This is a genomic window from Parvularcula oceani (assembly GCF_000733125.1).
Lineage (GTDB): Bacteria > Pseudomonadota > Alphaproteobacteria > Caulobacterales > Parvularculaceae > Parvularcula > Parvularcula oceani.
The window spans coordinates 1-12763 of the sequence record NZ_JPHU01000021.1 but is presented as its reverse complement, the minus strand read 5'-3'; the positions used below and the strand labels follow the sequence as shown (position 1 = coordinate 12763).

At 64.1% G+C, this 12763-nt stretch carries 12 protein-coding genes and 1 pseudogene; 7 read left to right on the top strand and 6 right to left on the bottom strand.

The annotated features are described in order from the left end of the window. The first annotated feature begins 383 nt into the window (after positions 1–383). The 6 genes from IE88_RS0115510 (at position 384) to IE88_RS0115480 (ending at position 6775) form a co-directional block, all read left to right on the top strand. Positions 384–881 carry a hypothetical protein gene (locus tag IE88_RS0115510; protein ID WP_051882372.1) on the top strand — a complete coding sequence of 166 codons (498 nt, stop codon included), beginning with the start codon at positions 384–386 and terminating at the stop codon, positions 879–881. Further along, complete coding sequence (locus IE88_RS0115505) at positions 856–1296, top strand: MerR family DNA-binding protein (RefSeq protein WP_156032652.1); 441 nt, start codon at positions 856–858, stop codon at positions 1294–1296. The genes IE88_RS0115510 and IE88_RS0115505 overlap by 26 nt, the downstream gene beginning before the upstream one ends. A gap of 411 nt (positions 1297–1707) precedes the next feature. Continuing rightward, the gene (locus tag IE88_RS17665) at positions 1708–2196 is read left to right on the top strand and encodes a copper-binding protein (protein WP_081871739.1); all 489 of its coding nucleotides are present in this window, start codon (positions 1708–1710) and stop codon (positions 2194–2196) included. A 521-nt stretch (positions 2197–2717) separates the two neighbouring features. After that, positions 2718–3038, top strand: a complete 321-nt coding sequence (locus IE88_RS0115490; RefSeq protein WP_031556277.1) for a four-helix bundle copper-binding protein — start codon at positions 2718–2720, stop codon at positions 3036–3038. Positions 3039–3129: 91 nt separating this feature from the next. Then, positions 3130–4338, top strand: coding sequence for a permease (locus IE88_RS0115485; RefSeq protein WP_031556275.1), 1209 nt, complete (start codon positions 3130–3132; stop codon positions 4336–4338). Positions 4339–4486: 148 nt separating this feature from the next. Beyond that, complete coding sequence (locus tag IE88_RS0115480; RefSeq protein ID WP_081871738.1) at positions 4487–6775, top strand: copper-transporting P-type ATPase; 2289 nt, start codon at positions 4487–4489, stop codon at positions 6773–6775. Between the two features lie 532 nt (positions 6776–7307). On the opposite strand, the gene IE88_RS0115475 is transcribed toward IE88_RS0115480, so the two are convergent. The 6 genes and pseudogenes from IE88_RS0115475 to IE88_RS0115450 form a co-directional block, all read right to left on the bottom strand. Next, positions 7308–7841 carry a DUF6692 family protein gene (locus IE88_RS0115475; protein WP_337588836.1) on the bottom strand — a complete coding sequence of 178 codons (534 nt, stop codon included), beginning with the start codon at positions 7839–7841 and terminating at the stop codon, positions 7308–7310. A gap of 10 nt (positions 7842–7851) precedes the next feature. Further along, on the bottom strand, positions 7852–8310 hold the full coding sequence (locus IE88_RS0115470) for a DUF305 domain-containing protein (RefSeq protein ID WP_031556269.1): 459 nt from the start codon (positions 8308–8310) through the stop codon (positions 7852–7854). Between the two features lie 29 nt (positions 8311–8339). Next, the gene (locus IE88_RS0115465; RefSeq protein ID WP_036767509.1) at positions 8340–8891 is read right to left on the bottom strand and encodes a c-type cytochrome; all 552 of its coding nucleotides are present in this window, start codon (positions 8889–8891) and stop codon (positions 8340–8342) included. A gap of 287 nt (positions 8892–9178) precedes the next feature. Beyond that, a complete protein-coding gene (locus tag IE88_RS0115460) occupies positions 9179–9442 on the bottom strand; it encodes a metal-sensitive transcriptional regulator (RefSeq protein WP_031556265.1) in 264 nt (87 codons plus the stop codon). Continuing rightward, positions 9439–10446 (bottom strand): annotated as a pseudogene (locus IE88_RS16860) (IS481 family transposase). The gene IE88_RS0115460 and the pseudogene IE88_RS16860 overlap by 4 nt, the downstream one beginning before the upstream one ends. 172 nt (positions 10447–10618) lie before the next feature. Then, positions 10619–11254, bottom strand: coding sequence for a cation efflux transmembrane domain-containing protein (locus IE88_RS0115450; RefSeq protein WP_031556263.1), 636 nt, complete (start codon positions 11252–11254; stop codon positions 10619–10621). A 639-nt stretch (positions 11255–11893) separates the two neighbouring features. On the opposite strand from IE88_RS0115450, the gene IE88_RS16855 reads away from it, so the two are divergent. After that, positions 11894–12763, top strand: an 870-nt coding sequence (locus IE88_RS16855; protein WP_162178368.1) for a TolC family protein, incomplete at its 3' end; no start/stop codon positions are given.

Genomic DNA, 12763 nt, shown 5'->3' with positions numbered 1-12763 from the left:
CCGCGTATCCATTCAGGTCTTCTGGAAAAGACGGGGGCGACCCCACTCTAACTCGGCCCGCTTCGCGGCCCGCTTCGCGGCCCGCATCGGATCGGTCCGACCCCCGCCGCCGGTGAAGTGTCGCTGCGCTTCACCGGCAGTCCCCTTTTGCCTCAGGAACCGCAAAGGTCATAAGACAAGCTTTGAAGAAGCGAGACGAACGGTAAGATTTCTCTCGCCCGCCCTATCCGCGGAACAGGATGGAAGACGCATGACCGACACTCTTTCTTCGTGACGCCATCACGCCTCCTGTCTACCTAATCACAGGAACGAAGCGGCAGCTCGCTTGTTGCTTTCCGTTATTAGGCCGCATTCCATGGGGACGGTTGATCTTTGGGGGTAGAATGACGCGATCCGATCGTTCCATCTGGTCCGTTCCAGAGGTCACCGTCGCATTCCTGTCCTTCGTCCTGCACTTCGTGTGGGAGTTCCTACAGGTCCCGTTCTTCGCTGGCCTGCCGATGTCCGGCCACTGGTCGGCGATCAAGGTCTGCACGAGAGCGACCATAGGCGACGTCGGCTTCGCGCTGATCGCCTTCTGGACGACGGCCGCCTTCTCAAGATCGAGGCGATGGATCACGATGCCGAGCAGCCGCAAGCTAGCTGTCTTCCTCGCGGTCGGTCTCGCTTTGACCGTCGCAGCGGAGTTCTACGCGACCGAGGTGGCAGGACGCTGGTCCTATGCCGACGCGATGCCGACCCTGCCCGTGCTTGGAACCGGCTTGACGCCTCTGCTTCAGTGGATCGTCGTGCCGCTACTCGTCGTCAGCCTGGGACGCCGAGTGATCGGCGCACCGAGCACGTCAACTCGCCGCCGTGGAAGAGAACAGGATCATGTCTAGCACGCCCCGGACGATCAGCTGGATCGCGGAACAGGCCGGCGTCGGCGTCGAGACCATCCGCTACTACGAGCGCAGAGGCTTGATCGAGCAGCCCCGCCGTCACGACGGCGGGTATCGGCACTACGGCGAAGACGAAGCGCGCCGAGTGCGGTTCATCAAGCAGGCGCAGCAGGTCGGTTTCACGCTCAAGGAGATCGCCGAGCTCCTCGATCTCCGGGACGACCCGGATGCCACCTGCGAGGACGTTCGCGAGCGAACGATGAAGGTTCTACGCGGCATCGAGACGAAGATCGCCCGACTGGCGCGCATGCGCACCGCGCTACAGGGCCTTGCTGAAGACTGCCCGCGGCAAGCCCCGATCGCTTCCTGCACGATCCTCAGCGCTTTCGTCGAAGAACCGAAAAAGAAGGGTTGACTCCGTACCACGGTACGGACGGCAGGATGTCCCAATCGCTACGAGAAGGAGTTCGATATGACCAAGCGCATTGCAATCCTCACGGGCATCGGCCTGGCCGCCCTCCCCGCCGCGGCCTTCGCCATGTCTGCGCTGGCGAACTGCCCGATCTGTCCGTGATCACGAAAGGCCCCACCTGATTGCCCTCACTGAGGGGTGGATGGGGCTTTCGGAGTTGGCCGACAGCTACAGCTAGAGGCGATGGTACTGCTCAGCCGTAACAGCGTCCCAGCGATGTCGTTCGGTCCCCGTCCGACCGAGCTCCAATGATCTCACGCAGATGGGAACCGGGTGGCATCCTGATCGTCGGTTGACAACGAACTACGAGACGCCACTTATTGTTCGTAGACTGATCATTGAAAGGATCGCAAGATGAGCAACCACAAACTGCGTACTGTTGCACTCGGTGTATCGTCGGCTGCCCTTCTCGCCATCGGCAGCGCGAGCGCGCTTCAACAAGATCAAGGCGACGACAGTCAGGGCCGGATGATGGACAACATGCCGATGATGGACGGCATGATGGAAGACATGCCCATGATGGAAGGCGCCGCGATGGGGGTAGGCGTCATCGAAGAGATCGACGTCGACGAGGGACGCATTCTCGTCGATCACGAGCCGATCGAGAAGTTCGGCATGCCGGCCATGGCGATGTCCTTCGAGGTGGCAGAGAAGGTCGACCTGTCCGATCTCGATGTCGGCGATGAGGTCCACTTCATGTTGGCCAAGACCGACGATGACGGCCTCGAGATTCGCATGATCTGCGACATGGAACACATGCGGAAGATGGGCTGCATGGAGATGATGGGCGAGAAGATGCCGGACATGGACGCACCGTCAAACGCGGAAAACCAAGAAGACTAGAGTCTACAGCGAACTGCCTTCGATCTCGATCGAGGGATAGTTTGATCGACACGACGAGCGAGACGCGGATCCCGTCGCTGGTGCAAGCTGGCTAATATACGGGGACCGCGTTCTCGAAATCAACGACATCAGAGCTCCGCGAGAAGTCTTGGTGGAGAGCGGGCGGTCAGACATCATCCATCCAGCCAGGCATTCGCCGCGATCAATGCCAGCATCCGTGAAGATAGGCAACGGCGTTCGGTGACGACAGATGGCCGTCAGACCAACCTGAATGACTTCGCGCCGGGCTCTCCATATGAGACTCTCCTCCGTACTCCTCCGGCATGTCGGCAGAACGAAGGTTCGTCTCGCGGCGACGGACGTTTCCGCTCAGAACGATCGTACGTTGTCGAATCTTCGGTCAGGCAAACGACCAACAATCCGTGTTTGCTGCACGTCACGGACGGGAACATAGCTCCTGCTCGGAACCTCTACCTCGTTGGGGTGTCCGATGAACGAGGGCTCGGAAAGGCAAACCAATTATGAACAAGTACGAAGCCGCGATGAAGGCCTGCGCGGAGTGCATGACAGCCTGTGCGCACTGCATGGACATGTGCTTCGGCAAGGAGGAGATGGCGCAGTGCGGCCGGACCTCGCGCGACTCGATGCTGATGAACGCGGCGACCGCGCAGGCGCTTGCTGCGGATGCCCCGACCGCGCAACACTTCGTCCGCGCCTGCATCGAAATCTGCAAGGTTTGCCTGTCCGACTGCGAGGAGCACGAGGACAAGCACGACCACTGCCGCATGTGCGCCGAGAGCTGCCGTCGCTGCATCGCCGAACTCGAGAAGGTCGCGGCGTAAGCTTCGGCGCCGACAAGGCGCTACCCGATCGAGGGCGGCGGGGCAGGCCCGCCGCCCTTCTCCTACGCTACCGAACACCCGAGGCGAAGCGATGGACGGCGGCTTCCTTTCGACTTGGAACGAGAGCGCGGTCACGGCGCTCGGCCTCTTCTGGACGGCGTTCTGGGCCTTCGGCCTCGGCTACCTGATCTCGTCCATGATCCAAGTGCTTGTCACCGAGGACCGGATGCAGCAGACGATGGGCGAGGAAGGGCCGAAGTCGGTCGCGCTCGGCACCTTCTTCGGCTTCGTCAGCTCGTCCTGCAGCTTCGCCGCCCTGTCGGGCACACGGGCCCTGTTCGCCAAGGGGGCGGGGCTCGTCCCCTCGCTCGCCTTCCTCCTCGCCTCGACCAACCTCGTCGTCGAGCTCGGCATCATCATCGCGATCTTCCTCGGTTGGCAGTTCGTCGTCGGCGAGTATGTCGGCGGCGTCCTCCTAATCTTAGGTACGTGGCTCGTCGTCAGCGTGACGCGGAAGCTCGCCCCCGTCGACGAGGCGCGAGAGCACGCCAAGGAGCAGCAAGGGGACGACGAGGACGGCGAGAAGCCGGACTGGAAGGAGAAGGTCCGCTCGAAGGAAGGCTGGCGGCAGATCGCCAAGCGCTACTTCATGGAGTGGGCGATGGTCTGGAAGGACGTCACCATCGGCTTCACCATCGCTGGCGTCGTCGCGGCCTTCGTGCCGCGCAGCTTCTTCGAGTGGCTGTTCGTGGGCGGCGAGGAGCCGGGCTTCTGGGCGCTCGTCGCGCAGAGCCTCGTCGGCCCGGTCGCGGCGTTCTTCACCTTCATCGGCTCGATGGGGAACATCCCGCTGGCCGCCGTCCTTTACGGTAACGGCGTCGCCTTCGCGGGCATCATGGCGTTCATCTTCTCCGACCTCGTCGTCATCCCCGTGCTGCGGGTGAACGCGAAGTACTACGGATGGAAGATGGCGCTCTACATCCTCGCGGTGTTCCTAGTCGTCCTCGTCGCGACCGCGTTGGTCCTGCATTACGGCTTCGACCTGCTCGGCCTGCTGCCAAGCGCGGAGGACGTGCGCAGCGTGACCGACCGGGAGTTCTTCAAAGTCGACTACACCTTCTGGCTGAACACCGCCTTCCTCGTGCTGACGGCGGTGTTCTTCGTGTGGAAGGTCGCGTCCAAGGGCGTGAACCTCACCACGGGGGACGGGATCACCGAGACCGTCCTCTTCTACCTGGCCATGCTCGCCTACCTCTGGCTCGCGGGCGGGCTGGTCGTCGGCCTGCTCGGTGTAGGCTGAACAACGGGAGACTACTGTGTCGGAAACAAGCAAAGGCAGCGTCGAATCGGTCGGTAGTGACCAAGGTCCTCTTGCCAATGACGATCGTCCCGTCGTCCGAGGCGACGAGGTGCCGACTGGTTTCGAGGGCGTGCCGTTCGCTTGCCCGATGCACCCAGACATTCGAAGCGACGAACCTGGCGTTTGCGGGAAGTGCGGCATGGATCTCGTTCCCGAAGGCGAGACGGCGGGTGACGTGACGCACGACTGCTGCCACGGCGACGCCGCGGCCTCGGCTGCGCCGGCCGGCGCCTACGACACCCTTCCACCCGGCTACGATGGTCCGGTCTACACCTGCCCCATGCACCTTGAGGTGCGAGCCCCGAAGCCGGGCCCCTGCCCCTTGTGCGGCATGGCCCTAGAGCCTGAGGACGTCACCGTCGGCGAGGAGGACACATCCGAGCTCCGCGACATGACGCGGCGTTTTTGGGTGTCCACCATCTTGACGATTCCGCTCTTCATCTACGCCATGGGAGACCTGATCCCCGACCGGCCGTTCGAGCGGTTCATCGCCGACGATCTGGCGCAGTGGGTCCAACTCGCACTCGCGACCCCGGTCGTCCTCTGGGGCGGGTGGCCCTTCTTCGTGCGCGGCTGGCAGTCCTTTCGCACGCGCAATCTCAACATGTTCTCGCTGATCGCGCTCGGCGTCGGCGTCGCCTACGCCTTCTCGATCGTCGCGACTGCCATGCCCGGCCTATTCCCACCGGCCTTCCGGAACATGGACGGCAATGTCGGGGTCTACTACGAGGCCGCCGCTGTGATCGTCACGCTGGTGCTGCTGGGACAGGTGCTCGAGTTGCGCGCCCGCAGCGCCACGTCCGGCGCGATCCGGGCGCTTTTGGAGCTGACGCCGCCAACGGCGACGCGCATTGATGCTGACGGCGCAGAGACCGAAGTGCCGCTCGACGCGCTCAGCGAGGGTGACCGCCTGCGCGTGCGGCCGGGCGAGAAGGTTCCGGTCGACGGCGAAGTGTTGGAGGGCAGCTCGTCCGTCGACGAGAGCATGATCACGGGCGAGCCCCTCCCGGTCCGCAAGGGTGTCGGCGACGCGGTCACGGGCGGCACCGTCAACGCGACCGGCAGCTTCGTCATGACGGCCGACCGCGTCGGCGAGGACACGACCCTCTCTCAGATCGTCCGCATGGTCGCAGAGGCGCAGCGCAGCCGTGCCCCAATCCAGCGTTCGGTCGACAAGGTAGCCGGCATCTTCGTCCCGGCGGTGATCGTGGTCGCGATCCTCTCCTTCGTCGTCTGGTCGTTCTTCGGGCCAGAGCCCGCACTCAGCTTCGCGCTCGTCAACGCCGTGGCCGTCTTGATCATCGCCTGTCCCTGCGCGCTCGGCCTCGCCACGCCGATGTCGATCATGGTCGGCACCGGCAAGGGGGCCCAGAACGGAGTCCTCATCAAGAACGCCGAAGCGCTCGAGGCCTTCGAGAAAGTCGACACGGTCGTCGTCGACAAGACCGGGACGCTGACGGAAGGTAGGCCCGCATTAGTCGGCGTGGAGCCGACCGGCGAGATCGGTGAGGCCGATCTTCTGGCTTTCACGGCCGCCGTCGAGCGGGCCTCCGAACACCCCTTGGCCGCAGCGATCGTTCGCGGCGCAGAGGAGCGCGGCGTGCCTCAGCACGAAGCCACAGGCTTCCAGTCCGTTACCGGCGAAGGCGTCTATGCCGACGTCGGGGGATGCCGCGTCGCGATCGGCAACGCGAAGATGATGGCGCGGGAGGCGGGCTTGCCGCCCGAGATCCAGAAGCGGGCAGCCGAGCGCAGGCGCCTGGGTGAGACTGCGATGTTCGTCGCTGTCGACGGACGCCCGGCCGGGCTCATCTCGGTCGCCGACCCCATCAAGGCCTCAACACCCGAAGCGATCCGCCTTCTGCACGAGGCCGGCGTGAAGGTCATCATGCTGACCGGCGACGCCAAGGGGACTGCGGAGGCCGTCGCAGCGGAAGTCGGGATCGACGCCGTGCATGCCGACGTATCGCCCGAGGATAAGCACCGCATCATCGGCGAGCTTCAGGCGGAAGGCAGCAAGGTCGCCATGGCCGGTGACGGCATCAACGACGCCCCTGCCCTCGCCCGGGCCGATGTCGGGATCGCCATGGGCACCGGCACCGATGTCGCGATGGAGAGCGCGGGCGTCACGCTCGTCCGGGGCGACCTGCGCGGCGTCGCGGCGGCGCAACGCTTGAGCCGCATGACCATGCGGAACATCCGCCAGAACTTGTTCTTCGCCTTCATCTACAACGGAGTCGGCGTGCCGGTCGCGGCCGGTGTGCTTTATCCCTTCACCGGCATTCTACTCAGCCCGATGATCGCGGCGGCGGCAATGAGTCTCTCCTCCGTCTCTGTCATCGGCAATGCGCTGCGTCTACGGACGAAGAAGCTGTAGTCGTCGCTTCGTTCCTCACCGGCGTTCTGTTCGTCGGGATCCTGCCCTCACACTAAACGGTTCTGGCTTCGGTGATGCAGAAGGCGAGGGTTCACAGAACGATCGGTTTTGCTGTCTTCGGCGTCCTCATTCTGGTTCTCCATCCGTTCGAGGGCAGCTTGTTCGCAGGCCGGTTACGAGTTTGGCCGGACGGTAGGCATTGGCGGTTCCAACGAGCCGTTCGAAGCTGACTCCACACACGTCTACCACTTCTCGCTCGCGAGCTACTCGACCGTCAGTCTCGGCAAGGTGATGCCGATGGCGCACCTCGTCTTTGTTAGTGCAACCGACCTGTACGAACTAACCAAGCCTGGCTGTGACGCTCAAGGGAAACGAGCAGACAGAGACAGTCAGCGCCCGCTGCGGCTTGCATCCGGTCGGCCTGGCTCGGACTGCCGTCGACGATTGTAAGTAGCAGCAACGGAGGTTCCTGAATTTTACGAAGCGCCGCCGGTTACCCAAGTTCATATCGATCGTAGACGACCGTCACTCGTCACGCCCCGGACGACCGGCAGCGGTACCAACCTCGGTACCCGACGGTCAGTCCCTCCTTGATCTCGAAGCGCATCTCCGCTTTGCGCTGACGGTCCGGATCGATCGTCTCACCGGCTTCTTCAAGCGGGCGCACGGTCAGGCGCATTCCCTCCGCGCGGAACTCCGTCGGTCCGGCGAGCGCGTCGATCGACGTCGCGTCGACCTCAAGCGCGACCAACCGGCCGTGAATCTTGACCACGCCTTTGCCGCGCTCGGCCGGCGCACCGGCCAGGACGGGCCTGCCGGCTGCGGTGTAGCTGAAGGTGCAACGCGCACCGGCCGGAAGCACCTTGTCGATCTCCGCTTCCTGCATGCGCTCGGGGTCGATGTCCGGGATCGCGGCCGTGCGGATCGCCTCGTCCGCCGGAACGATCTCCGGCATCGGTTCCGGCGCCATCTCGCTCTCCATGCCTTCACCCGGCGCAGGGCCGCCGCAGGCGGCGAGGCCGAGCGTCGCGATTGACGTCAAAGCCGTCCAAACTGCTCTCGTCATCGAACCCTCCTCAGTCGCCAGCTTCTTCGAGGTCGGCGATCAGGTACTTCATCTCGGCGATCTCGCGCTCCTGGGCCGCGATGATCTCGTCCGCCAGCTTGCGAACGCGGGGGTCGGTGATCTGCGCCCGCTCGCTGGTCATGATCGCGATCGAGTGGTGCGGGATCATCGCCCGCATGTACTCGGTATCGTCGACCGTTGCCTGGCTACGAACGAGCCAGAGCGTCAGCGCGAACACGATGGCGCTGCCGGCGAAGATGCCGATGTTGACCTTCTTGCTCTTGTACATCGAAAGCATGAAGGCGAGCATGATCACTGCCATGGAGGCGCCCATGACGAACGCCATCCAGAAGCGGGTCTCGCTCCAGAAGATGTGCTCGAACGCGTAGGTGTTGAAGTACATCAGGATGAACATAACCGTGGTCGAGGTCGCGATCATCGCGGCGAACCGCCAGTAAGACATCTGCATGTTGTCGCCTTTCCATCTTGCCTGCTGCGTCAGTGACTGTGGCCGCCGTCATGCCCGTTGCTGCCGCCCAGCGCTTCGTACTCAGCCTGCGTCATGCCCGGCAGGCCGGTGACGAAGGCGGTGAGGTTCCATAGGTCTTCGTCGCTATGGGACGGACCGAAGGCGGGCATGCCTGAACTCTTGATGCCGTGGTCTAAGATCCAGAAGATCTCGTTCGGCTCCCAATGGGCGGCCGCCTCGGTCAGGTGCGGAGGCTGGGGCAGCATGCCTTTCGCCCACCCCGCACGGTCGATGCCCGGACCGCCATGACAGTGCTGGCACATCGCTTTGTACTCGCCCGCGCCGGCCCGGGCCATTGCCGCCGTGAAGGTGGGAGGCTCGTCGGCCGGGGCCCGCGCCTCGATCGAGTTGGTCATCGTAGTCGAGAGCGCCCAACGGCCGAAAGCCGAGTGATCCTCCGTCGCCGCCACGTTGTAGCCGCCGGAGTAGACCGTGATCAGGCCGAAGATTCCCAAGAGGGCGAGGAGTCCGAGCGCGCCTGCGATCGCGCCGACACCGAGTTGTTTGCGCTTCGTCGTCATGGTCCGTCTCCTGACCGAGCTACTGTTCGCATGAGACACCACCAACGCCGAAATGGAGCATACGTCGGGTGGGTATCTGCTCTCTCTGAACGGTCGGAAACCAGTTGCGGTTCCCTTCCGGAACGCAGGCATCCATGTACGCCGCAACTTTTCAGGGCGTGACAGCTGATAACGTCCGGCTTTCTCTCATCGGCCAGGGGCTGGCTCGCGGTGCTTCAGGCGGACGCTACTGAGTTGCAGGCTGAGGATACAGCTGCGTCTATTCTCAAGAGGCAGCGGTGCTTACGCTAGCGCCTCTGTTTCTCGAAGAGATCGACTAGCTCGGCGATCTTCTCGCGCTGCGCGTCGTGATCGCCCGACCGTACGGCCTCCTCGACGCAGGTCTCTGCGTGGTTCTTCAGGACTTCCGCCTCGACGCGACGCAGCGCCGCTTTCACGGCAGAGAGCTGATGTAGGACGTCGATGCAGTAGCGTTCCTGCTCGATCATTGTCGCGATGCCGCGCACCTGCCCTTCAATACGGCGGAGCCGATTGATCGTCTGCTCACTCACGGCCTGCCCTCCTGCAACGACCTCTCACATGTGTGCCCGAAGGTGTTCAGTCCCGGCATGTGATGGGTCGGGTCGTGTATGAAGCGGTCTGGCTCTTCGGTCCAGCATCGAACGACGTGCTCGAAGGGCGTGAGGCCGCGTAGGGTCTTCAGGCGCCGGGCATAGTTGTAGGCGTCCACGAAGGTGGCGAGGTGTTCTCGCAGGCTGCCGTGGCTGTCGTAGTGGTAGCGGCGGACGGTGGCTTCCTTCAGTGTGCGGTTCATCCGTTCGACCTGTCCGTTGGTCCAAGGATGGTTCGGCTTGGTCAGTCGATGCTCGATGCCGTGCCGCCAGCAGGCCCGATCAAAGGGATGCCCGCGGAAGCGCGCGGTCGGCCCGTTCCGGTTCTTCGGTAGGTCGGCGAACTGGATGCCGTTGTCGGTCAGGACGGTATGGATCTCGTAGGGGACCGCCTCGACCAGCGCGTCCAGGAAAGCCGTCGAGGTGACGGTGTTCGCCTTCTCCTCGAGGCGGACGAAGGCGAGCTTCGACGTCCGGTCGATCGCGACGAACATGTGCAGCTTGCCCTCGTCCGTGCGGACCTCGGCGATGTCTATGTGGAAGTAGCCGATCGGGTAGTCCTTGAACTTCCCCTTCGGCTCCGCCTCGCCCTTCAGGTCGGGCAGGCGGGAGATGCCGTGGCGCTGGTACAGGCGGTGCAGGCTCGATCGGGTCAGGTGCGGGATCGAATCCTGCAGCGCTTAGAGGCAGTCATCGAGCGGCAGCAGCGTGTGTCGTCTGAACGCGACGCAGGCCGCTTCTTCCTCGGCTGACAGTACCGTCGAGCGAGGCTTCTTCGGCCCCATCGGGCTGTCCTCGACCGTCTTCCTCTTTCGCCACTTCCGGACCGTCTTCTCGTTCAACCCGTACCGCTCGGCGATCTCCGGGACCGTAGCTTGCGATCGCTGTATCGCTGTTCTGACAGCGTACGTCGTCGTGGCGCACCCGTGCAGTACCTGGCCCATAGCTCGTCTCTCTCCTGGCACGATGGCATCCTGCCATCACACCCTGGGACGAAACACCTAGAGAGCAGGATAGTCCGCAATCCCAGCAACGGCCGCCGCGCAAGAGGCCCTCAAGGCAGCCGCGCCCTCTTTCTCCGGCGCGACACGGCGCTCGTCACCGGGCAACGCAGAATTAGATCTCACGGCGAGTAACTGGCCCGAGTTCCGCCCACGCTTGGCTGATAACCCTCACAGCCGACCGCAGGAACACGGCGGCGATCAGCACCGCAATCACGATGTCAGGCCATGCCGACCCGGTGAAGCCGACTGCCACTGCGGCTATGAGGACGCCTACGTTCGCGACCACGTCGTTGCGGGAGCACTCGAAGGTGCTCGACATGTTCACGTCCTGGGCGCGGAAGCGCCAAAGCAGCGACAGGCAGGTCAGGTTGACCGCGAGCGCCAAGCCCCCGAAAGCGAGCATCAGCAGGCTGGAGGGCGGTACGCCGCTCGTGATCCTGGCGCCGATCTCGACGAGCACGCCGAGCCCGAAGAGGAGGATCAAGCCCCCCTTCGCCAGCGCTGCCCCTGCCTTCCATTTGAAGCCTCGATCGAGGGCGTAAAGGCTGAGACCGTAGACGAATGCGTCGCCGAACATGTCGACTGCATCAGCCATCAGCGCAGCCGAATTAGCAATCACGCCTGCGCCGAACTCAAGGACGAACATCACGGCGTTGAGCGCCAGGACGGCGATCAGGACGCGACGCTGATCCCGCTGCCGCGCCAAGCGCTCAAGCTCGCTTTCTTTGTGAGAACAGCAGTCACCCATCACCCTGAACTTCTCTGACTGTTAGACGATAACATCGAGTAGAAAGCAGCCTCGGCTCATATCGCGTATCCACCCAGACCGCTATCGAAGGCGCCGTCTCCCGTCAAAAAGGCCTTTCACAAACGCTGGCAGATGGGGCCGAGCCGCTCCCGACATCGCGCTGACTACCGGTTCACTTCCATTTCACCGTTTTGATGATACATAAGCCGCTGTGCTGATCGCTCCCCATATCGGCAGGCTCGTGCTGGCCTTATCCGCGGCTATTTGGCTCGCATGCGGTGCGCTGTCGTCTGTACACGCGACTGAGGAAGCGATCTTGCACTCGGGAGACGCCATAATTGGTCTCAGCGATGCCAACGTTGTTGCCCAGAACGACATTGACGACGCCGATCCCAGGAAAAAAAGCGATAAGGGACGTGACCACCCGGCTCACGCCTCATGTGGGTCGTGCCATGGCCACGCAGTCGGCGTTTCGGATTTGGCCATCCCGACTGTTGGAGCTGTCTCGCTACTGTTTCAGCGCCTCTTCGATGCCCCTTTGTCGTCACTGATCGACGGCCTCTTCCGCCCCCCTCGCGTCTGACCTGACGCCGCGCCGCATCGGCGCATCCTCTTGGTCATTCACGCGAAGGAACACCCATGCCATCCCCAAAATTGGGCGGGGCCGCGATCGCGGTCCTCGCCAGCCTGACGGCCGCGCCTGCGGTCGCGCAGGATGTTTGCCCTGTAGAACCGAAGCGGGTCGACGACCTCCTGCCTGCGAGCGAGCCTTACTCGTTGGAAGCGGTCCTGGCCGCAGTACGCGCCGCCTCGCCGGAAGTCCGCAGCGCGGCCTTGGAAGCCGTCGCGCAGCGCCACGAAGCGCGACAGGCGGGCCTTTGGACCAACCCCGTCCTCTCCGTCGAGGCGGAGAACTTCGCCGGCGAGGCGATCGGCGGATCGAACCCACTGACTGGTTACGACTTCGCCGAAACGACGGTCTCGGTCGGTCAGACGTTCCGCCTCGGCGGCAAGCGGCGTGCGGAGCGGCGTGCCGCCCTCGCGCGCGCCGCTCTGGCCGAGGCGGACCGCGATGCGACCCTGCGCGCCTTGGAGCGCGAGGCGGCGTCCGTCTTCTACGAGCTGGCTGCCGCGGACCAAGCAGCGGCCCTCGCCGAAGAGGCAGCAGCCCTGTCCGAGCAGCTCGCCGACGCGGTCGGGGCACGGGTCGAGGCCGGCAAGAGTCCTGGTACAGCCATGGACCGCGCCATCGCCGCGCGCGCGGACGCGCAGGCCGCCGCCGCTGCCGCGCGGGCACAGGCCGAAGGCCTTTCCTTCGCGCTGTCGAGCTTCTGGGGCGACAGCGAGCCAGCCCGCATCCGCTCCACCGACCTCCTGGCGCCGATCGCCCTGCCCTCGCCGGAGATTGTCGCCGAGCGGGTGCGGGACCATCCGGAGCGGCGCTTCGCGGAAGCCGACCGCGAGGCGCGCTTCGCCGAGCGGCGTGCTGCGCGGGCGAACGCCTATCCC

Excerpts from the sequence above, each read along its gene's own strand:
- IE88_RS0115510 (WP_051882372.1), top strand. The coding sequence starts at position 384 with ATGACGCGATCCGATCGTTCCATCTGGTCCGTTCCAGAGGTCACCGTC.
- IE88_RS0115465 (WP_036767509.1), bottom strand. The coding sequence starts at position 8,891 with ATGACGACGAAGCGCAAACAACTCGGTGTCGGCGCGATCGCAGGCGCG.
- IE88_RS0115490 (WP_031556277.1), top strand. The coding sequence starts at position 2,718 with ATGAACAAGTACGAAGCCGCGATGAAGGCCTGCGCGGAGTGCATGACA.
- IE88_RS17665 (WP_081871739.1), top strand. The coding sequence starts at position 1,708 with ATGAGCAACCACAAACTGCGTACTGTTGCACTCGGTGTATCGTCGGCT.
- IE88_RS0115450 (WP_031556263.1), bottom strand. The coding sequence starts at position 11,254 with ATGGGTGACTGCTGTTCTCACAAAGAAAGCGAGCTTGAGCGCTTGGCG.
- IE88_RS0115470 (WP_031556269.1), bottom strand. The coding sequence starts at position 8,310 with ATGCAGATGTCTTACTGGCGGTTCGCCGCGATGATCGCGACCTCGACC.
- IE88_RS0115475 (WP_337588836.1), bottom strand. The coding sequence starts at position 7,841 with ATGACGAGAGCAGTTTGGACGGCTTTGACGTCAATCGCGACGCTCGGC.
- IE88_RS0115485 (WP_031556275.1), top strand. The coding sequence starts at position 3,130 with ATGGACGGCGGCTTCCTTTCGACTTGGAACGAGAGCGCGGTCACGGCG.
- IE88_RS0115480 (WP_081871738.1), top strand. The coding sequence starts at position 4,487 with ATGCACCCAGACATTCGAAGCGACGAACCTGGCGTTTGCGGGAAGTGC.